At 56.6% G+C, this 19,727-nt stretch carries 21 protein-coding genes and 1 tRNA gene; 6 read left to right on the top strand and 16 right to left on the bottom strand.

Annotated features, from left to right (window positions below; translation table 11 throughout):
* Positions 1–5 precede the first annotated feature (5 nt).
* The 3 genes from GRI36_RS01835 to sucC form a co-directional block, all read right to left on the bottom strand.
* The gene (locus GRI36_RS01835) at positions 6–935 is read right to left on the bottom strand and encodes an electron transfer flavoprotein subunit alpha/FixB family protein (protein ID WP_160596916.1); all 930 of its coding nucleotides are present in this window, start codon (positions 933–935) and stop codon (positions 6–8) included.
* On the bottom strand, positions 935–1,681 hold the full coding sequence (locus GRI36_RS01830) for an electron transfer flavoprotein subunit beta/FixA family protein (protein ID WP_160596915.1): 747 nt from the start codon (positions 1,679–1,681) through the stop codon (positions 935–937). Before GRI36_RS01830 ends, GRI36_RS01835 begins: the two co-directional genes overlap by 1 nt.
* 141 nt (positions 1,682–1,822) lie before the next feature.
* On the bottom strand, positions 1,823–3,037 hold the full coding sequence (gene sucC, locus GRI36_RS01825; protein ID WP_160596914.1) for an ADP-forming succinate--CoA ligase subunit beta: 1,215 nt from the start codon (positions 3,035–3,037) through the stop codon (positions 1,823–1,825).
* Positions 3,038–3,167: 130 nt separating this feature from the next.
* Here sucC and GRI36_RS01820 point away from each other — a divergent pair, with 130 nt between their 5' ends.
* On the top strand, positions 3,168–3,950 hold the full coding sequence (locus GRI36_RS01820) for a 3'(2'),5'-bisphosphate nucleotidase CysQ (RefSeq protein ID WP_160596913.1): 783 nt from the start codon (positions 3,168–3,170) through the stop codon (positions 3,948–3,950).
* Positions 3,951–4,062: 112 nt separating this feature from the next.
* Here the strand turns inward: GRI36_RS01820 and GRI36_RS01815 are convergent, their stop codons facing one another.
* Entirely contained in the window at positions 4,063–4,755 is a 693-nt protein-coding gene (locus GRI36_RS01815; RefSeq protein WP_160596912.1) for an OmpA family protein, read from the bottom strand.
* Between the two features lie 223 nt (positions 4,756–4,978).
* Between GRI36_RS01815 and GRI36_RS01810 the strand changes: the two genes are divergently transcribed.
* A complete protein-coding gene (locus GRI36_RS01810; protein WP_160596911.1) occupies positions 4,979–6,283 on the top strand; it encodes a hemolysin family protein in 1,305 nt (434 codons plus the stop codon).
* Between the two features lie 134 nt (positions 6,284–6,417).
* On the opposite strand, the gene GRI36_RS01805 is transcribed toward GRI36_RS01810, so the two are convergent.
* The 11 genes from GRI36_RS01805 to GRI36_RS13690 all read right to left on the bottom strand — a co-directional run bounded on the left by GRI36_RS01805 (position 6,418) and on the right by GRI36_RS13690 (position 16,566).
* Positions 6,418–6,831, bottom strand: a complete 414-nt coding sequence (locus GRI36_RS01805; RefSeq protein ID WP_160596910.1) for a DUF3035 domain-containing protein — start codon at positions 6,829–6,831, stop codon at positions 6,418–6,420.
* Between the two features lies 1 nt (position 6,832).
* A complete protein-coding gene (lspA, locus tag GRI36_RS01800; protein ID WP_160596909.1) occupies positions 6,833–7,366 on the bottom strand; it encodes a signal peptidase II in 534 nt (177 codons plus the stop codon).
* Positions 7,363–10,335, bottom strand: coding sequence for an isoleucine--tRNA ligase (ileS, locus tag GRI36_RS01795; protein ID WP_160596908.1), 2,973 nt, complete (start codon positions 10,333–10,335; stop codon positions 7,363–7,365). The genes lspA and ileS overlap by 4 nt, the downstream gene beginning before the upstream one ends.
* Positions 10,336–10,397: 62 nt before the next feature.
* Positions 10,398–11,450 (bottom strand): glycerophosphodiester phosphodiesterase family protein, encoded by a 1,053-nt coding sequence (locus tag GRI36_RS01790; RefSeq protein ID WP_160596907.1) that lies wholly within the window; start codon positions 11,448–11,450, stop codon positions 10,398–10,400.
* Positions 11,451–11,471: 21 nt separating this feature from the next.
* Positions 11,472–12,398: a bifunctional riboflavin kinase/FAD synthetase gene (locus tag GRI36_RS01785; RefSeq protein WP_160596906.1), complete on the bottom strand. Its 927-nt coding sequence runs from the start codon at positions 12,396–12,398 to the stop codon at positions 11,472–11,474.
* The gene (locus GRI36_RS01780; RefSeq protein ID WP_160596905.1) at positions 12,395–13,615 is read right to left on the bottom strand and encodes a dipeptidase; all 1,221 of its coding nucleotides are present in this window, start codon (positions 13,613–13,615) and stop codon (positions 12,395–12,397) included. The genes GRI36_RS01785 and GRI36_RS01780 overlap by 4 nt, the downstream gene beginning before the upstream one ends.
* Positions 13,612–14,124 (bottom strand): dihydrofolate reductase, encoded by a 513-nt coding sequence (locus GRI36_RS01775; RefSeq protein ID WP_160596904.1) that lies wholly within the window; start codon positions 14,122–14,124, stop codon positions 13,612–13,614. Before GRI36_RS01775 ends, GRI36_RS01780 begins: the two co-directional genes overlap by 4 nt.
* Positions 14,124–15,179, bottom strand: a complete 1,056-nt coding sequence (locus tag GRI36_RS01770; RefSeq protein ID WP_160596903.1) for a 5-(carboxyamino)imidazole ribonucleotide synthase — start codon at positions 15,177–15,179, stop codon at positions 14,124–14,126. Before GRI36_RS01770 ends, GRI36_RS01775 begins: the two co-directional genes overlap by 1 nt.
* Before the next feature lie 13 nt (positions 15,180–15,192).
* Positions 15,193–15,675 carry a 5-(carboxyamino)imidazole ribonucleotide mutase gene (purE, locus tag GRI36_RS01765; protein WP_407985653.1) on the bottom strand — a complete coding sequence of 161 codons (483 nt, stop codon included), beginning with the start codon at positions 15,673–15,675 and terminating at the stop codon, positions 15,193–15,195.
* Positions 15,672–16,358, bottom strand: coding sequence for a 2,3-diphosphoglycerate-dependent phosphoglycerate mutase (gene gpmA, locus GRI36_RS01760; RefSeq protein ID WP_160596902.1), 687 nt, complete (start codon positions 16,356–16,358; stop codon positions 15,672–15,674). Before gpmA ends, purE begins: the two co-directional genes overlap by 4 nt.
* A 37-nt stretch (positions 16,359–16,395) precedes the next feature.
* Positions 16,396–16,566 (bottom strand): hypothetical protein, encoded by a 171-nt coding sequence (locus tag GRI36_RS13690; RefSeq protein WP_202392095.1) that lies wholly within the window; start codon positions 16,564–16,566, stop codon positions 16,396–16,398.
* A 116-nt stretch (positions 16,567–16,682) separates the two neighbouring features.
* Here GRI36_RS13690 and GRI36_RS01755 point away from each other — a divergent pair.
* Positions 16,683–16,757: transfer RNA gene (locus GRI36_RS01755), tRNA-Thr, on the top strand.
* 114 nt (positions 16,758–16,871) lie between these two features.
* Here GRI36_RS01755 and GRI36_RS01750 read toward each other — a convergent pair.
* Positions 16,872–17,270, bottom strand: coding sequence for a winged helix-turn-helix transcriptional regulator (locus GRI36_RS01750; protein ID WP_160598990.1), 399 nt, complete (start codon positions 17,268–17,270; stop codon positions 16,872–16,874).
* A 126-nt stretch (positions 17,271–17,396) separates the two neighbouring features.
* On the opposite strand from GRI36_RS01750, the gene GRI36_RS01745 reads away from it, so the two are divergent.
* The 3 genes from GRI36_RS01745 to GRI36_RS01735 are packed head-to-tail and all read left to right on the top strand — an operon-like array spanning position 17,397 to position 19,723.
* Entirely contained in the window at positions 17,397–18,038 is a 642-nt protein-coding gene (locus GRI36_RS01745) for an NAD(P)H-dependent oxidoreductase (protein WP_160596901.1), read from the top strand.
* Positions 18,039–18,059: 21 nt separating this feature from the next.
* Positions 18,060–18,923: a cytochrome b gene (locus GRI36_RS01740; RefSeq protein WP_160596900.1), complete on the top strand. Its 864-nt coding sequence runs from the start codon at positions 18,060–18,062 to the stop codon at positions 18,921–18,923.
* A gap of 17 nt (positions 18,924–18,940) precedes the next feature.
* A complete protein-coding gene (locus GRI36_RS01735; RefSeq protein ID WP_160596899.1) occupies positions 18,941–19,723 on the top strand; it encodes a glucose 1-dehydrogenase in 783 nt (260 codons plus the stop codon).
* Positions 19,724–19,727: the final 4 nt, after the last annotated feature.

Genomic DNA, 19,727 nt, shown 5'->3' with positions numbered 1-19,727 from the left:
GTAGCTTAAAGCTTATCAGTCAATTCCGGCACAGCTTTAAATAAGTCGGCGACCAAGCCGATATCGGCGACTTGGAAAATTGGCGCGTCTTCGTCTTTGTTGATCGCGATAATTGTCTTGGAATCTTTCATCCCGGCGAGGTGCTGGATCGCACCTGAGATACCGATAGCGATGTAGATTTCCGGTGCGACAATCTTGCCGGTTTGGCCGACCTGATAATCATTGGGGACATAGCCCGCATCGACTGCGGCGCGCGATGCGCCGATACCCGCGCCCAACTTGTCTGCCAGCGGCGTAATCACTTCTTCGAAGGTCGCTGCGTCTTTCAGCGCGCGGCCACCGGAAACAATGATCTTCGCGCTGGTTAATTCAGGCCGTTCGCTTTTGGCGATTTCGGAACTGACGAAGCTGGATGTACCCGCATCACCGGGGCCAGAAACAGCCTCGATGGTGCCCGAACCGCCAGTGGTTTCGGCTTTGTCGAATGCGGTTCCGCGAACGGTAATCACCAGCTTCGCATCGCTGCTTTCAACCGTGGCAATCGCGTTACCGGCGTAAATCGGACGGGTGAAAGTCTTGGGACCTTCAACCGAAAGAATGTCGGAGATTTGCATCACATCGAGCAGAGCTGCGACGCGTGGCGCGATATTTTTGCCGTTGGTTGTCGCAGGCGCGAGAAACGCATCGTGGTGCCCCATCAAATCGGCAACCAAGGGTGCGACATTTTCAGCCAATTGATTTGCGTAGGCTGCGTCGTCAGCGAGGTGGACTTTGCCCACTCCGGCAATTTTCGCGGCTTCGTCGGCTACGGCGGCGCAACCAGAGCCGGCAACCAGCAGATGCACTTCGCCCAGCTTGCTTGCAGCTGTAACCACAGCCAGCGTTGCGTCTTTTACCGATGCATTATCATGTTCGACGAGGACTAGAGTCTTCATTATACGGCTCCCAGTGCTTTGAGCTTGGCGACTAGCGCATCCACATCTTCGATTTTTTCACCAGCCTGGCGAACCGGCGGCTCGCTGACATTGGTGGTCGTCAGACGCGGGGCAATATCGACACCGAAATCGGAGGGCGTTTTGCTGTCGAGCGGCTTCTTCTTCGCTTTCATAATGTTGGGCAAAGAAGCGTAGCGCGGTTCGTTCAAACGAAGGTCGGTGGTGACGATGGCTGGCAGCGATAGTTTGACAGTTTCAAGACCGCCGTCGATTTCGCGGGCAACGATGACGCTGTCACCGTCGATCTCAACCGTGTTGGCAAACGTGCCCTGCGGACGGCCCATCAACGCAGCGAGCATTTGGCCAGTTTGGTTGCTGTCATCAGAAATCGACTGTTTGCCAAGCAGGATCAGTCCGGGGTTTTCATCATCCGCGATAGCCTTCAGAATTTTGGCGACGGCTAGCGGCTCTACCTCTTCATCGGTTTCTACCAGAATTGCTCGGTCTGCGCCCATTGCGAGCGCAGTTCGCAGCGTTTCCTGCGCCTTGGCCGGTCCGACTGATACGGCGATGATCTCTTCAGCCTTGCCAGATTCCTTGAGGCGGATGGCTTCTTCAACCGCGATTTCATCAAACGGGTTCATGCTCATTTTGACGTTTGCCAAATCGATGCCTGTACCGTCCGCTTTGACGCGAGGTTTTACATTGTAATCGATAACCCGTTTGACGGGTACGAGGATCTTCATGGGATACCTTTCCTCTCTAAAAACTTCTTGACCGGACTAGCTCGCGTTTACGTAAACGTCAAGTAGCGTACCGGGTGTCGGTAGCTAAACGCCTGACCCGCCGCAGGTATCCCGAAGGCCCTGCTGCGGGTCAGAAACAGATCAGGCTGCCTTCTTTACTTCGGCAACAATCTTCTGTGCCGCATCACCCAAATCATCTGCGCTGACGATGGGCAGGCCGGAATTGGCGAGGATATCCTTGCCCTGCTGAACATTTGTGCCCTCAAGCCGGACTACTAATGGCACTGACAGGTCGACTTCCTTCGCAGCGGCGACGATCCCGTCAGCGATAATGTCGCACTTCATGATGCCGCCAAAGATATTCACCAAAATGCCTTTAACCGCCGGGTCGGACAGGATCAGCTTGAACGCTGCGGTCACCTTTTCCTTGGTTGCGCCGCCGCCCACGTCGAGGAAGTTGGCCGGGAACGCACCGTTCAGTTTGATGATGTCCATCGTCGCCATGGCGAGGCCTGCGCCATTGACCATGCAGCCAATGTTACCATCCAGCTTGATGTAGGCAAGATCATGCTTGCTCGCTTCGACTTCAGCGGGATCTTCTTCGGTTTCGTCGCGCATCGCTTCCACGTCTTTGTGACGATAGAGCGCGTTGCCGTCGAAGCTCATCTTGGTGTCGAGCACCAGCAGTTGAGCGTTGCCCGAAGAATCTGGTTTCGTCTCAACCAATGGGTTGATCTCGAGCATTTCCATGTCGAGGTCCATGAAAGCGGTATAAAGTTGCTTGGCCAGTTTCTGGCACTGCTTGTTCAGATCGCCGGACAGTTTGAGAGCAAAAGCAGCTGCGCGGCCATGATGCGGCATAAAGCCTTGGGCGGGGTCGATCGTGATCGTTGTGATCAGTTCGGGTGTGTTGTGCGCCACATCCTCAATATCCATGCCGCCTTCGGTCGATACTACCATAGCGACTTGGCCAGTTGCCCGGTCGACAAGCATGGCGAGGTAGTATTCCTGCTCGATATCAACGCCGTCGGTGACATAGAGGCGGTTGACCTGCTTACCTTCATCACCCGTTTGGATGGTGACGAGAGTGTTGCCAAGCATGTCCCGAGCATCCGATTCAACATCGGCAATGCTTTTGGCGAGGCGGACCCCGCCTTTCGCGTCAGGGCCAAGCTCTTTGAATTTCCCTTTACCGCGGCCACCAGCGTGAATTTGCGATTTCACCACATAAAGCGGTCCTGGCAGCTTTTTCGCGGCTGCCACAGCCTTTTCCACGGTTAATGCTGCGTGACCGGCTGGGATGCCGATTCCGTATTTCGCCAGAAGTTCTTTTGCCTGATATTCGTGAATGTTCATGGGGTGTCCGACTTTCGCCTGTTGTGGGCCGAGAATTAATGAGAATCTGCTGTGCGCATAAGCATGGTTGAGCGCGCTTGAAAAGTGCCAGCTTGCAAAGTCTGGCTACTGACCCCAACAGCGAATGAACATGATTGATCGTTCCCGCCTTGAAGAAATCGTCAATGAAGCTGGCCGGATTGGGCTTGGACTCTATCCTGGTGACGGGCACGCAGTCAAAAGCTGGGAGAAAGAGCCCGGTAGCCCAGTGTGCGAAGCTGACATTGAGGTAGATGGGTTCCTGCGCCAGCAATTGGGTGAATTGCTGCCGTCCGCGGGCTGGCTGTCCGAAGAATCAGCGGACGATCCGGATCGGCTGAACCGCGGTCTGATTTGGCTAGTCGATCCGATTGACGGAACCAGAGACTTCCTGCGCGGTCGCAGCGGGTGGTGTGTATCGGTAGCGTTAATTAGTGCCGGCAGGCCATTGATAGGCATACTTGATGCTCCGGCACGCGGAGAGAAATGGATCGGCATTGCAGGTCAGGGGGCCTGGCGCAACGGAGAGCGTCTGAAGGCCTCGACCCGCAGACAGCTTGTTGGTGCGAGAGTGCCGGCTGATCATTTATCTGATATCGATCAGATATTGACGATGGTTGATAAACCCAATTCCATCGCGTTGCGGATTGCGATGGTCGGTGCAGACGAGGCCGATCTGGTGGCGACACTGCGCTGGGGCTTTGAATGGGATATCGCTGCAGCCGCATTAATTGCGCGGGAGGCGGGCGCGGCAGTTAGCGACGCCTATGGCCAGACATTCGATTACAACCGACGCGACCCCAGGGCCTTTGGCTTACTGGTCAGCGCACCCGATATTCATGCCGCTGCGACCCAGCATTTGGCCGACCGGGCAAAAGCAATCATCGGTGCGTAAACTTATGTGCGAATCGGCATAGCCTTCAACGAAAAGGGCCGGCCAAACTGGCCGACCCCCTTGTCCAATTGTCCAATTGTCCAATAAATGATTGGAAATTGAGAGAAGCAGATTAATTCCCAGCGCGTGCTGCATTCACGTCGTCTTGCGAAATCGGAATGATCTTGATCTCAACACGGCGGTTAAGCGCACGGCCCGAATCTGTAGTATTGTCCGCAATCGGTGCGGTTTCGCCAAATCCCTGCCAACGAATTCGTGCCGAATTGACTCCGCGCGAACTAAGATAGTTTGCAACTGCTTCAGCACGTTGTTCCGACAGGCGCTGGTTATAAGCATCGGAACCGCTCGAATCGGTGTGACCATAAACGTCGATCAGGCTGTCAGGATAGGTTTGAAGGCTGTTTGCAACCCGGTCGAGAGTATCACGGAACGCGGTATTAATTGTGTAGCTGTTGACCGCGAATGTTACGCCATCTGGCAGATTGACCAAAATGGCATCGCCGCCATCAACTTCGGACACATCAACGCCTGTACCGGCTGTCTGCTCCTTCAGTTCCTTGATCTGCTGGTCCATTTTGTAACCGACCACGCCGCCAGCAACGCCGCCAACCCCGGCGCCAATGATGCGACCCGTTTTGCCGCCGATTACGCCGCCAAGCAGGCCGCCAAGAACCGCGCCGCCGACGCCGCCAATACCTGTGCGGGATATCTTCTGTTCACCGGTGTTGGGGTCTGTGACACAGGCAGAAACGGTAACGAGGGATAGAGCCGCGAGGCTCGACATCATAAATCTAGATTTTTCCATGGGGTATTCCCCTCCTATTATTTTGAACCTGTTCCCGAATTCGGGCCAAGCGCGGTCCAATACGCCGATGTAGCATTAACCCATCAGGAACGCCTAGGTTCCGCGGAAAGTCTGTGACGCGAATTTACTTTTGGCAAATTGAAAGAAAGGTTTAGCAAGTCCGGCGGCTATTGCCTCGCACTCCCGGGCTGGCGAAGCGCGTAAATTGTGCTAGCGGGGCGGCGTGACCCCATTTCCTTGGCCTGACCTCATCATTATTGGTGGCTTGATCATCATCAACGGCGTGTTCGCGATGTCCGAACTCGCCATTGTGTCTGCGCGCACCGCGCAATTGCAGGGGGCAGCCGATAAAGGCAGCAAGGCCGCCGAAACTGTTATGGAATTGGCCGCCGACCCCGGCAAATTCCTCTCGACAGTGCAAATCGGGATCACCTTGATCGGTATTGTGGCTGGTGCCTATTCTGGCTCCAGTCTGGGCGGGCCAATCGGTGAGCGATTGGCCGCGATTGGCTTACCAATTGAATACGCTGATAATGCAGGATTCGCGTTCGCCATCGTTCTGACGCTGTATTTCAGCTTGGTGGTCGGAGAGCTCGTACCCAAGCAGTTGGCTCTGCGAGCTGCAGTGCCAATTTCGCTGGTCATGGCGCGTCCAATGGCGATTCTGGCGAGATTCGCCGCTCCGGTAGTGTGGGTACTTGATTCCTCATCTGGCCTTTTGATTCGCCTGTTCGGGATACGTCCCGGGGGACAATCTTCAGTTACTGCCGAAGAACTACACATGATTTTCGCCGATGCGACACGGTCGGGTGTGATCGAAAGCGACCAGCACCAAATTCTGACTGGTGCTGTACGGCTTGCCGAGCGCCCTGTGCGCGAAGTGATGACGCCGCGTACAGATGTGGACTGGATAGATATCAAAGCCGACGAAACAGAAATTCGCGCCACAATCGATGGTAGCCCGCATTCGCTGCTGCCGGTGGCGGATGGCTCTCCGGACAAGATTCTGGGAGTCGTTAAAGTGCGCGAAGTGCTGGCCAAATTGGTTGCAGGCAAGCCGGTCAACCTGAAGCGGCTAATGCGCAAGCCCGAGATTGTGCCTGATCAGCTTGACGCGATGGACGCGCTCCGCAGCCTGCAACAAGGCGAAGTCGCGATGGCCATGGTTCATGATGAATATGGCCACCTTGACGGGATTGTTACGCCAATCGATCTCCTGACGGCCCTGGTCGGGCAATTTGTCAGCGATCAGGATAATGGTGACCAGCCGTCAATCGTCGAAAGGGGCGATGGTTCGCTGTTGATCTCGGGAAGCTTGTCTGCCGATGATCTCGCGGACCGGCTGGGCCTCGATTACGGCGATGATCGTGAATTCGCGACCGCCGCTGGATATGTGCTGTCGGTAATCAAAAGATTGCCAGCAGAAGGCGAAGTTTTCGCTGAACAAGGCTGGGGCTTTGAAGTCATCGACATGGATGGCCGAAAGATCGACAAGCTTCTGGTGACGAAGATCGAGGAAGCCGAGTAGCTTTTTGTTTGGCGCCTCAAACGCCGGGCACGTTTATTTGTTTCGCCTTCAAGCTGCCGTTGGCCGCGCGGTAGCGCGAAGCCAAGGAGCGCTAATGCATTCCGCTCAGCGCCCAAGGGCCCAAAATGGCATTATCAGCCCGGAATGACAGCTTGCGAGTTTACTCCATCGCCTTCGGGTGCAGCAATAATATCACGGGTCACACTGCCTTTGGCGACTGTGTTGGTGCCAGGATCGCCGACCGAAGACCGGATGCCGGGCGCGGCTGTTCCTGCGCGGTCTAGCGCGCTGGTTTCAACCGAGCTGCGCGGCGCGGGACCGCCGAACAACACTTCCAAAGCTTGCTCTGCCGCGGTGCCATCTGCCGGGCGCGGTGCGCCCGGGGCTGGTGGTACCAGGCTGAAATCTGGCGGAACCACCAAAGGAGCCTGACGCTGCACAGCAAATTCATCAGGACGCTCGCGGCCCATAATGCCGCCGCTGCTGCCGCATGCTGCCAGCATGGCGCTGCTTGCGCCGAGAAGGATGATAGTTGTCGACTTACGCATATTAGCTCTCCACGGCGGTATTCGCCGGTTCACTCGTGTTTGTTGAGTCCTTATCGCGCACGAAGAAGGATCGGGCAAGGATGATCACTACGCCAATGGTGATAGCGGCATCAGCAACATTAAAAACCAGAAACGGACTGAACCCACCAATGTGGAAATCGGCAAAGTCGAGCACATAGCCCATGTTGAAACGGTCAACGATATTGCCGAGCGCGCCGCCAAGGATCAGCGACAGGCCAAGAATATCGCCGAACGCTTTCTCCCGCAGCATCCAAACGAATACTACGACTGCGATAAGCGCGGTTAACAGCACAAGGCCCCAGCGCATTTCTGGGGAGGTTGCCGTGAACATACCCATCGACACGCCGTAATTATGCACCCTGTGCAACGCAAAAAATGGCAGCAGGTCAATCCGCTCGCCCAGCTTCATCGCCAGTTGCGAATCGACAATCCACTTTATCCATTGATCAGCGGCGAAAATTACTAACGCAATGATTAGTCCGATAGTGCGGTTCTTGGTGAGAATATCGGTCATGCTGCGTCCAGTTCTGCAACAACGCTGTCACACCGGCCACACAACGCACCGTCCTCGGTAACCTCGGGCAGTAAGCGCCAGCAGCGGCCGCATTTGTGGTCGGATGTTCGGGTGACTTGCACGCCATCCCTTTGGCCGCGAGTGACTGACGCGGCGATGAACAGGTCTGCCAAATCGGCATCGCTGAAACCCTCTGGCACCAGATTCGTGGGAACAATTACATCTGCTTCCAGCCCAGAGCGGATTGTTTTCTCGCGCCGGAGAGGCTCGATTGCCTCCATCACTGTTTCGCGAAGATCGCGCATTGCATCGAACCGTGCAGCCAACGTTTCGTCGGCCCAGTCGGACGGCAATGCGCGCAATTCTTCCAGATGGATGCTGCCGCGTTCGGGGAAGCGGGTGCTCCACACCTCCTCTGCTGTGTAGACCAGCACTGGCGCAGAATAGCGGATCAGCGCCTGGAACAAAATGTCGAGCATTGTGCGATAGGCGCGCCGTTCCAGCCCGCCCGCCGCATCGCAATAGAGCCGGTCCTTGCGGATATCGAAGAAGAAGGCCGACAAATCCTCATTGGTGAATTCGGACAGCGCGCGGACATATTCATTGAAATCGAAATCATCGATTGCAGTGCGTAGCGTGGCATCGAGTTGCGCCAGCCGGTGGAGCATATAACGCTCCAGCTCGGGCATATTGGCAGTTTCCACGCCTTCTTTATCGTAATCAAACCCGTCGAGCGCGCCGAGCAGATAGCGGAAAGTGTTGCGAAGTTTGCGGTAGGTATCGCCCACGCCTTTGAGGATTTCATCACCGATCCGGTGGTCTTCGGTGTAATCAACGCTCAGCGCCCACAGCCGGATAATATCCGCGCCATATTGCTCCATTACCTTCAGCGGATCGACCGTATTGCCAAGGCTCTTGGACATTTTCATGCCCTTGGGGTCCATAGTGAAACCGTGGGTCAGCACTGCCTTGTAAGGCGCACGGCCTCTGGTGCCGCAGCTTTCGAGCAGCGAGGACTGGAACCAGCCGCGATGCTGGTCGCTGCCTTCCAGATACAGATCGGCGGGGGACTGCAATTCGGGCCATTCATCCGATTCGAGCACGAAGGCATGGGTCGAGCCGCTGTCGAACCACACGTCGAGAATGTCTTTGACCATCTCGTAATCATCGGGGTTGCGATCAGGGCCGAGGAATTCAGCGGCGCGGCTTTCTTCCCATGCGTCGACGGTGTCATTTGCGATGGCCGTCTGGATTCGGTGATTGACGGCTGGATCGACCAGCAATTCGCCGCTTTCACGGTGCACGAACAGAGCAATCGGCACGCCCCATGCGCGCTGGCGGCTGATCAGCCAGTCGGGGCGGCCCTCGACCATAGAGCGCAAGCGGTTGCGGCCTTTCTCGGGCACGAAGCGCGTGGCTTCGATTTCGGACAGCGCCCGCTCGCGCAATGTCGGTGCAGCGCAGAGCGTTTCGTCGGAAGGCTGGATTGCGCCGCCTTCGCCTTCCCAGCCCTTTTCTTGCGGCGTCTTGGGCGAGATGTGCTCCAACGCCTCGTCAATCGCGATGAACCATTGCGGGGTGCAGCGATAGACGACCTTGGCTTTGGAACGCCACGAATGCGGATAGCTGTGGTGATAATCGGCGCTGGCGGACAGCAGCGCACCCGCCGCGCGTAGATCGGAGCAGATCGGCCCGTCTGGCGCGTTGAACGGCTTGTTGATGACGCTGCGGCGGCGTTCCTTGCCGTCTGCATCGACATCACCTGCGCCGAGCCACAGCCAGTCGTCGCGATAACGCCCGTCGCCCATGACGGCGAAGACCGGATCGATGCCGTTTGCCTTGCACAGGTCGAAATCGTCCTCGCCGTGATCAGGCGCCATGTGCACGATACCGGTGCCGCTGTCGGTGGTGACGAAATCGCCCGCGAGCATGGGGCGCGGCTTGGCGTAGAACCCGCCGAGATGGTGCATGGGGTGGCGGACGATGGTTCCGGCGAGGTCGGAGCCTTTGCCGCGCCAACCAATCTCATAATGGTCTGAAGTAATGCCGATCCGCGTCGCGAACTGATCGACAAGCGCTTCGGCAATCAGCACATCAGAGACGCGAGCCGATTTCGCAACTTCCCCATCAGGCTGCGTGTGAATGTGCAGAAACGCATAATCAACGTCGGGGCCATAGGCGAGCGCTTGGTTCACCGGGATGGTCCACGGCGTCGTGGTCCAGATTACCGCGTGAGAGCCGACCATGTTGGATAGCGGCCCTTCAACAATCTCGAACGCCACATCGATCTGCGGGCTGTCAGTCAGGTCAGCATATTCGACCTCGGCATCGGCCAGCGCGGTTTCCTCGACCGGCGACCACATCACCGGCTTCGCGCCGCGATAGAGCTGGCCGGTCTCGGCGAATTTGTGCAGTTCGGCGACAATCGCGCCTTCCGCCTGCGGGCGCATGGTCAGATAGGGCTTGTCCCACCGGCCATTGATGCCGAGCCGCTTAAGCTGCTCGCGCTGAACATCGACCCATTTCTGGGCATAGGCGCGGCATTCAGCGCGGAATTCCTTCGGCGGAACGTCGTTCTTGTTGAGCTTCTTCTTGCGGTAGAGCTCCTCCACCTTCCATTCGATTGGCAGGCCGTGGCAATCCCAGCCGGGCACGTATGGCGCATCTTTGCCGAGCAAGCTCTGCGTGCGCACGACCGTGTCTTTCAGCACATGGTTCAGCGCATGGCCGATATGCATATCGCCATTGGCGTAAGGGGGGCCGTCATGCAGGATGAATTTCTCGCGCCCTGCACGCGCCGCGCGCAGTTTTTCATACAGGCCAGTTTCTTCCCAGCGCGCCTGAATGCCCGGTTCCTTCTGCGGAAGGCCGGCTTTCATCGGGAAATCGGTCTTCGGCAGGAAAACGGTCGGGCGGTAATCGCGCGCTTGATCGTCTGCTGGCGTATCTTTGGACGTGTCTTGGGGCATAGGGCAAAGCCGTTAGGGCAATTGCGTGAGCGGATAAAGTGTTTGCTTGCGTCTTTCTGGCGCTATTGTCGCTCGCGGCGTTTCTCCAGCGCGGCATTGGTCGCGGCGATCTCGTCTTTGCTGCGCCGGTCGGAGCTCGGATAGAGGGCAGGAGCAATCGCCCAGGTGTCATCGACCCAGATATAGCCGTTAAAATCACGCGGGATGTCGCCCAATTGTTCGGGCAAGGTCAGGCCGGCAATCGGCTCGCCCGCGCTTTCCGGCCCACTGACGATGATGGTGCCGCCAAATTCTGCCATCCGCGCAATCAGCTTGTTGGGCCAGCCCCAGAATTTCCATTGCTCATCCACCGGAATGATCATGGTGCCGCCTTTGCAGCTTTCGGGCAGAAAGCTGGTCCAGCCGGTCAGCACATAATCGCTGGCGCATTGCTTTGCCGCTTCGGGGCTGAACGCCCATGCCTCGGGGTAAATTTCCTTGATCCGCGCAACCGGAGCGGCATCGCCAAAAAACACATCGGTGCGTTTTTCAGGATCGCGCCCTACCAGCTTCAGCTTGGTTGCGAGCAGGTCAGCTTCTGTATGATCATCAGAGCCGAAATTGAACACTAAGCGATTGGTCGAAGAAACCGATTGCAGGAATCGTTCCAGCGGACGGATCGCGCCCACCCCCTTGCCGCGCAATGGGAAAGTCTTGCCGCTATCTGCAGTGTAGCCATATCCTGCGTCGAGCGCGCCAAGCTCCTCCATCGTCTTGCTGCCAACCGGCCCTGAGCCATCTGTCCGGCAATCGAGGCTTGTGTCACCAAATACAGCCAAATCGCCATCTTTGGTCATGGCGAGATCGATTTCGATCAGCCGCATACCAAGAATTCCCGCGTGTTTCGCCGATGGGCCAGTGTTGTCGATGAAATCGTGCAGCGGCGGTTCGATTGCGGCCGCAGTGCAATTATCAGGCCCCAGCCTGGTATCGTGTGCCACTTGCGCAACGCCGCGCTGGGCCACCAGCTTAACCGAGCCCCCCGGCGCTTTGGCCAGCCAGCTGGCATTGACGACAGTCAGCGCGACAAATCCGAGCGCGGCCAGAAACCCCAGCCGTGTGAGCCATATTTTCATTCTAGAAACCCTACCCCAAATCTATCCCAGCAATTCTGCAGCGCGGGTGCAATCGCGCTCCATCTGCTCCATCAGTTCCTCGAGCGAATCGAACTTGGCCTCACCACGCAGGAAATGGTGAAACGCCACTTCTATCTCCTGCCCGTAAAGGTCACCGGCGAAATCAAAGAAATAGGGTTCGAGCAATTCTTTGGGCGGCTCGAACTGGGGCCGGATACCGATATTAGCTGCACCCTTCAATTCTTCGCCGGTGGTAAGAATCCGCCCGGTCACGGCATAAATGCCGAATTTGGGCCTGAGATAATTCTCCACTGAAAGGTTGGCAGTGGGATAGCCGATTTCGCGCCCCCTCTTGTCTCCATGCTGGACAATACCCCTGATCGCGAATGGCCGCGTCAACAGCCGCGCTGCCTCTTGCGGGTTCCCTGCGCGTAACGCCTCGCGGATGCGGCTGGAGGAGATGACCTCATCGCTGTCACCAACAGGGCTGATTGTGCGCGCTTTGATGCCGTGTTTCGCGCCCACTTCGCGCAGTATATCAGCATTGCCGCCGCGGGCTTTGCCAAAGGTGAAGTCTTCCCCCGTCACCACTCCAGCTATAGCCAATCGTTCGGCCAGCAGATCGCCAATGAACTCGCCCGCTGTTGTGGAGGCAAGCGCGTGGTCAAAATGGAAAACGAGCATCGCGGTCGCGCCAGCTTCGACGTATAGTTCCTGTCGCTGTTCAAGCGTGGTCAGACGGAAGGGTTCGATATCGGGCTTGAAAAAGCTGACCGGATGCGGATCGAATGTCGCGACGATTGCCGGTCGGCCTTCTTCACGCGCCCAGCGGATTGCCTCGCCAGCAACTGCTTGATGGCCCTTGTGAAACCCATCAAAATTGCCGAGCGCCAGAATTGCGCCGCGCAGACTTTCAGGCGGCGCTTCGCGGTGGTCGAGCCATCTCATTCGGCGGGATCCACCGCCTCTGGGGTGTTCAGTGCGGCGGCTGGCGCAGGCATAATCCCGGCGGTCAATACGCGAATTGCATTGCGGCCCATGACATCGCGGATTTCATCTTCACTGAAACCTGCTTCCATCAAGGCTTGTGTGACCTGGACCAGTCCCGACGTGTCGAACCGCACGGTTACTGCGCCGTCATAATCGCTGCCCAATGCAACATGCTTGATCCCGACCAGATCGCGGACATGCTTCATAGCCTTGGCGATTGCTGCGGGTGAGGTGTCGCATACCGCGCCTTCCCAATATCCGATGCCGATAATGCCTCCGGTTTCCGCAAGGCCGCGGATCTCGTTATCGTTCAAATTTCGATTGACCTTGCAGGTGGCCTGCACACCGCCATGGCTTGAGACAACCGGACGGGTCGCGCTTGCCAACACTTCGGCGACGCCTGCCTTGCTCAAATGTGCGATGTCGACGATCATGCCGATCTGTTCCATCCGTGCCATCACTTCGCGGCCCATCGGCGTAAGACCGCCTTTTTTGAGGCCATGCATTGATCCGGCCAGTTCATTGTCGAAGAAATGGGTCAGGCTGGCCATGCGAAACCCTGCCTCGAACAGCAGGCCGAGATTTTCCGCATTGCCCTCGAGATTGTGCAGACCCTCTATGCTGAGCATCGCCCCGACAGGCTTGGTATCAGTGGCCGCATCGCGCGCTTCGAATAATTCTGCCAGCGTTTCGGCGTTTGAAATTTTAAGCAGCGCGCGGTCCGACCCCTCTGCGGCTTTGTCCAGTTTTTGGCCATGCCATAACGACCGCTGCAGTAGCGAATCCCATGTATGTGTCGGCTGCAACTGGCCGATCACCAGTCCGGTGATATTATCGCTTTCGGCGCTGTTGGAATCGTAATTTTGGTCCTTCGGCGTTTTGGTCACGCTGGAGAAAATTTGCAGCGCGACGTTGCCATCCTGCAGACGCGGCAAATCCATCTGGCCTCGCTCGGCCCGATCGAGCAGATTACGCTTCCACAGTAGCGTATCCGAATGCAAATCGACGATAGTCAATGTGTCATGCAGCGCCTGCGCTTCGGCCGAAATTTCGGGCAGCGGCTTGCCATCGATCCGGTTCATGTCGCGTTCGATCATTCCCGGAGCAAGTATGAAGAACGCGATGGTGCCAATGACCAGCAGGCCGATCAACGACAGGAGGATTTTGCGGATCATTCGCTGCGTTCCAATGTACAGAAGGAATAGGCGGGGCGATCACTGGTTGCAGGATGATCTTCGCTTCGAACGATTGTCCATTCTGGCCCAAGCGGCTTCATAAAAGTATCGCCGTCATATTCGGCATGAATTTGGGTTAGCTCGATCCGGTTGGCTAGCGGGTGAAAGACATCATAAATCGCCGCCCCACCTATGATCGCGACTTCTCCGGGGCCTGCCAGGCTCAGCGCCTGTTTGGCTGAATGTGCGACCTCCGCGCCTGCGCTGTCCCACCGCTCCCTGCGAGTCAGCACAATGTGGCGGCGACCAGGAAGGATGCCGGGCAAGCTTTCAAATGTCTTGCGCCCCATGATCATGGGGCGGCCCATACCATCTGGTCCCATGGTAAGGGCTTTGAAGTGTTTCAAATCAGCCGGGAGGTGCCAAGGCAAAGTGCCATCCTTGCCGATCACGCCATTTTCAGCGCGGGCGTAAATCAGGACAATGGTTTGGGATTGCGCTTCACTCATCAATCGCGTCCGATCCGCGTTATGTGACCCATCTTACGGCCGTCACGCGCCTGTTTTTTACCATAGAGGTGCAGATGCGTGTCCGGTTCTGACAACAGATCAAGCGCAGTCTTTGCTTGCTTGCCGACCAGATTCTGCATCTGGATTCGCGGCGCAGTGGTCGCCGTATCACCCAGCGGCAATCCGCATATCGCTCTGATATGGTTCTCGAACTGGCTGGTGACCGCGCCTTCGATGGTCCAGTGTCCCGAATTGTGCACTCGCGGAGCCATTTCATTGAAGATCGGCCCCTCATGCGTCGCAAAGAATTCGCAGGTCAGCACACCGACATAATCCAGTGCCTGCGCAATCGAGGCGGCTAATTTGCGCGCCTCCTCGACTTGCGCGCAAACTCTGTCGCTGGCAGGCAAGGTCGAGCTGGCCAAAATGCCGTCTATGTGGACATTTTCGGCGCTGTCCCAGAAGCGTATTTCGCCATCATGACCGCGAACTAATATAACTGAAAATTCGGCGAAGAATTCGACGAAGCCTTCATAAATTGTAGCGGTGTCAGGCAGTCGCAGACCTTCTGCATCGCGGCTGGAGTCAATTCGCCACTGGCCCTTGCCGTCATAGCCGTCGCGGCGGGTTTTGAGGATGCCGGGCGCGCCAATCCTGTCAATCGCCGCGATCAGGTCGTTATGCGAATCGATCGTGACATAGGCGGCAGGCTTGCCGCCGAGTCCTTCGACAAAGCGTTTCTCATTCAGCCGGTCTTGCGCAGTTTCCAGCGCTCGCGGGTGAGGGTGGAGCCGGTCTTCAATGGCCGACAGCGGGTCAACCGGGACATTCTCGAATTCCCAAGTTATCACATCGCATTGCTGCGCAAAAGCATTTAGCGCGGCGGTGTCATCCCATTTGTTAAAGAAGAAATCATCGCTGACCTGCGCCGCGACAGATTCGCGTTCGGGCGCAAATATCTTGCAGTGATAGCCCAATTGCGCGGCAGCCATCGCCATCATCCGGCCAAGCTGCCCGCCACCCAAAATCCCGATTGTTCCCCCGGCCTTCAGCATCGCGTTGCCGCCATCATTCTGCCGGCCGCTCGGCTACGGCATCGCTGCGCGCTGCGCGCCAAGCTTTTAGCCGATCGGTCAACGCACCATCATTGGTGGCGAGGATTGCAGCGGCGAGCAGTCCAGCATTGGTTGCGCCAGCCTCACCAATCGCCAGCGTGCCAGTGGGAACACCAGCTGGCATCTGCACAATCGACAGTAAGCTGTCCAAGCCCGAAAGCGCTTTCGACTGGACGGGGACACCTAATACCGGAAGATGCGTCATCGCGGCGATCATGCCGGGCAAATGCGCGGCACCGCCTGCACCGGCGATGATGACTGTAATGCCTTCTTCAGCCGCGTTCTTCGCAAATTCCACCATCCGGTCAGGCGTGCGGTGCGCAGAAACAATCCGAACGTCGGTTTCAACGCCCAATTCCTCAAGCACGCCGGATGCGCATTGCATGGTCGGCCAATCGGATTGACTGCCCATCACGATAGCAACTTTAGCCATCATTTATCCTTCAAATAATAGCGTTCGCCAGGCTGCATATCATCATCAAATTCATAGATGATCGGTTCGCCAGTCGGGATTTCCAACCCGGTAATGTCATCATCCGAGATGTTCGACAGATGCTTCACCAGTGCGCGAAGCGAGTTGCCATGCGCGGAAATTATCACGGTCTCACCGCTGGCCAGAACCGGCAAAATGTCGCTTTCCCAATAGGGCAGCACACGCTCAATGGTTAGCTTCAAGCTCTCGGTGTTGGGAATATCAATTCCTGCATAACGCGGATCGGCCGCCAGATCATATTTGCTGCCCGCTTCCATCGGCGGCGGCGGCACATCGAAGCTGCGCCGCCAGATATGGACTTGTTCGTCGCCGTGTTTGTCACGGGTTTCTTGCTTGTTAAGCCCGGTCAGTCCGCCATAGTGGCGTTCATTGAGCCGCCAATCCTTGATCACTGGGATCCACAAACGGTCGCATTCGCCCAAGGCCAAATTCAGTGTCTTGATCGCTCGGGTCTGGAATGATGTGAACGCGGTGGTGGGCAATACACCCTTCTCCGCCATCAACACCCCGGCGGCTTTTGCCTCCTCGATGCCCTTCTCGGTTAGGTCGACATCCCACCATCCGGTGAAGCGGTTTTCAAGGTTCCACTGGCTTTGGCCATGGCGGACAAGAATTAGGGTCGGCAAGAGGCGTGCTCCTCTAGGTTTTCAGAAGCAGTTGCAACTAGCTTTCGCGGCCTGTTTTGGGAAGGGCCGATTTGGTAGATGCCTCGTCGCGGCTTCCGGTCATTTCACGCGCCTGTGTCTTGCGCCGCCGCAGGTTCTCCCGCAGCTTCGCCGCCAAACGGTCTTCACGGGACAAGTTTTCGTCATTGTCTGTGGTTCTATCATTCATTTCGAAAGCTATTGCAGCCTATCGCCTGTTTGCTCAAGCCCAGTGAGGGAGTTCACGCGCATACCGGCTTGACTTTCGGCACTGTCCCGACAATAGGGCGCGCCTTGTTCTAGAGTGCTGCTGTAGCTCAGTGGTAGAGCGCGTCATTGGTAATGACGAGGCCGGGAGTTCAATTCTCCCTAGCAGCACCATCACTTCCGCTTAGTGTGAAACGGTTCCCTTGTGGGGGTGCACAAAGCTTGAAACGGCCCGATTGCGGACGGTGGAATGCCAGATTGGAGTTCGGCTGAATCGACCCAGCTGAGTCAATCCGCCACCTCATCGTAGCTGGCCCTTGCTTCATCGATGTTCGTCAGGTTCTCAAGGGCCCAAATGCCAAGCGCATTGACCGGTTCGCGAAAGGATTCCCCCATATTGGTAAGCGTGTACTCAACCTTTGGCGGGATCGTCGGGTATTGTTTGCGGTGGACAAGCCCGTCCCTCGCCAGTTCCTGCAAGGTCCGGCTCAGCATTCGCTGCGAAATCCCCAAGTTCCGCTTCAATTCGTTGAAGCGCAGCGTTCCGTACTGAGCGAGCGAAATTATCACGAGCACGCTCCAGCGATCACCAACTCTGGCCAGGACCTCGTTGATACGCTTACAATCCGGGCACTGCCCGGCACCTTGTGCAAGAACTCTTTCTGAAGGCGGCTCGCATTTCAACATAGTGGTTACCTGCATGTAACTTAGGGTCAGAAATGTCCCCTCTTGCTGAGGGCATCAGTTCCGAATAGCGCGTTGGTATCAGTATTATACTGCCATTGCCAGTACGGGAATAACAGGACACCAACGATGCCAAACAAGACACTGATCGATCTGCTGAACTGGCGATATGCTACCAAGAAGATGGACCCGGCCAAGTCGGTTCCAGAGGACAAAGTCGATGCAATCATCGAAGCGATCCGATTGGCACCAACCTCAAGCGGTACACAGCCATTCGAAGTGGTCCTTGTGACCGATCCGGACGTTCTCGCACAGATACGCGCCGCAGCAAGCGACCAATCGCCGATCACCGATGGCTCGCACCTTTTGGTGTTTGCCGCGTGGGACAATTACACCGAGGCGCGCATCGACGAAGTGACTGATCTGAACATCGAGGCGCGCGGCGATATTCCGCTGATCCATCAATATTACGGAAACCTCAAATCCAACTACGTCCCGCGCAGCGCAGAGGTGAATTACGCGCATGCCGCGCGCCAGGCCTATATCGCTTTGGGAATCGCGCTGGTCGCTGCAGCAGAACAGGAAGTCGACTGCACGCCGATGGAGGGATTCGACCCCGCTTCGGTGGACGCCATTCTGGGCCTGAACGGACGGGGCCTGCGCTCAGTCGTGCTCTTGCCGCTTGGTTATCGAGATCCGGCTGGGGACTGGTTGTTGCCCATGGCCAAGGTGCGCAAACCTCGTGAGCGCATGGTCAAAAGGGTCAGCTGACCCACAGCAGGGGAGGTATAAATGTACGGTTCCAATTTCGAAAGCTGGGTCGCGATGGCGATCATTGTCACTTCGGTGCTCACGGCCTGGACGATGAACTATCGCGCTCCGAAGGTCCGAGCATTCGGAACCTTCCTGGCTGCGCTGGGCTGTTTCGCGGTTGTATTTTGGTTTGCAGCCATTCTGGGAACAGATGTTTTGGATAATCCCAAACCCAATCAGACCCCGATGGATTCAGCCAAACCCGCGCTGATGTGGATTCAGGCCACTATCGCACTGATCGCAGCGCTGATGCTGTCGTGGACGGCCGTGAAGCAGCTCGGAAGTACCACAGAATTGGATCTGCCGCTGGCAAACGAGCCTGATCGTTACGGGCGTGTCTCGCGTATCCTCCATTGGACAACGGCGATATTATTCATTTCGTTGTTCCCGATCGGGATGTTTGCTTCCATGATCCCTGAAGATACCTGGTTCCGTAACCAGTACTATGTCGTCCACAAGACGATCGGCGTGCTGGTATTCGCCTTGTTGCTGGTCCGGCTGGTATGGAACCGTCGATCTAAGCGGCCTGATCTTGACCCGTCGCTTAAGCCCACAGAGCGAAAGTGGGCTCACCGCGTGCACATCTTGCTGTATGTGATGCTGATTGCCATGCCAGTCACCGGCTATGTCATGACCAGCTTTCATGGCTTTCCGACCTATTTCTTCGCGTGGGAGCTCGACCCCCTTTGGGGCAAAAGCGATGCCTACATAATCTGGGGCACATTTCACAAATACCTGCTGCCCTATTTACTATACATCATACTCGGCGCTCATATCCTTGGCGCCTTGAAGCACCATTTTATTGACCGCCACAGCGGTGCTCTCAAGCGAATGGTCGCTTGAAACAGCGGGAGCGTGTGATGAGTATGAAATCCCTGTTCGATGTGAGCTGCAAAGTCGCGGTGGTAACCGGTGGATCAAGTGGTATCGGTGCAATGATGGCCCGTGGGCTGCTGGAAAATGGCGCGAAAGTTCACATTTCCGCGCGAAAAGCAGAACGTCTTGAAGCAAAGGCCAAGGAGCTGTCTGAGCTGGGCGAATGTATTGCGATCCAGGCTGATATGTCGAAAGTCGAGGGGATCGAAGCGCTGGTCACGGAAATCAGCAAGCGTGAGAGCCAAGTTGACATCCTGATCAACAATGCAGGCGCCAACTGGGCTGCACCACTAGAGGACTTCCCTGAAAAAGGCTGGGACAAGGTCATGGACATCAACATCAAATCCATTTTCTTCGCAACACAGAAGTTCCTCCCGCTATTGAAAGCGGCCGGCAGCAGCGAAGATCCCGCGCGGGTGATCAACATTGCCTCGATCAATGGAATCAGGAATTCGGGCATGCCGACTTATGCTTACTCAGCCAGCAAATCAGGCGTAATTCATCTGACAGAGCATCTGGCAACCGATCTGGCATCCAGCAGCATCAATGTGAATGCAATCGCCCCAGGCCTTTTCCCAAGCGACATGACGAAACAGATTATCGAAGATGACGATATGACAAAATTCGCGCTGTCCCAGATTCCGCGCGGAAGGATGGGCAAGCCTGAAGATATTGCTGGCACGGCAATATTCCTGTGTTCCCAGGCATCCTCGTGGATGACAGGCCAAACGATAGTGCTGGACGGAGGCATGATCTCCACCGCTTAGGATA

Source organism: Pontixanthobacter gangjinensis (genome assembly GCF_009827545.1).
Lineage (GTDB): Bacteria > Pseudomonadota > Alphaproteobacteria > Sphingomonadales > Sphingomonadaceae > Pontixanthobacter > Pontixanthobacter gangjinensis.
The sequence above is the reverse complement of the archived record's forward strand: the minus strand, read 5'-3'. Positions and strand labels throughout refer to the sequence as shown.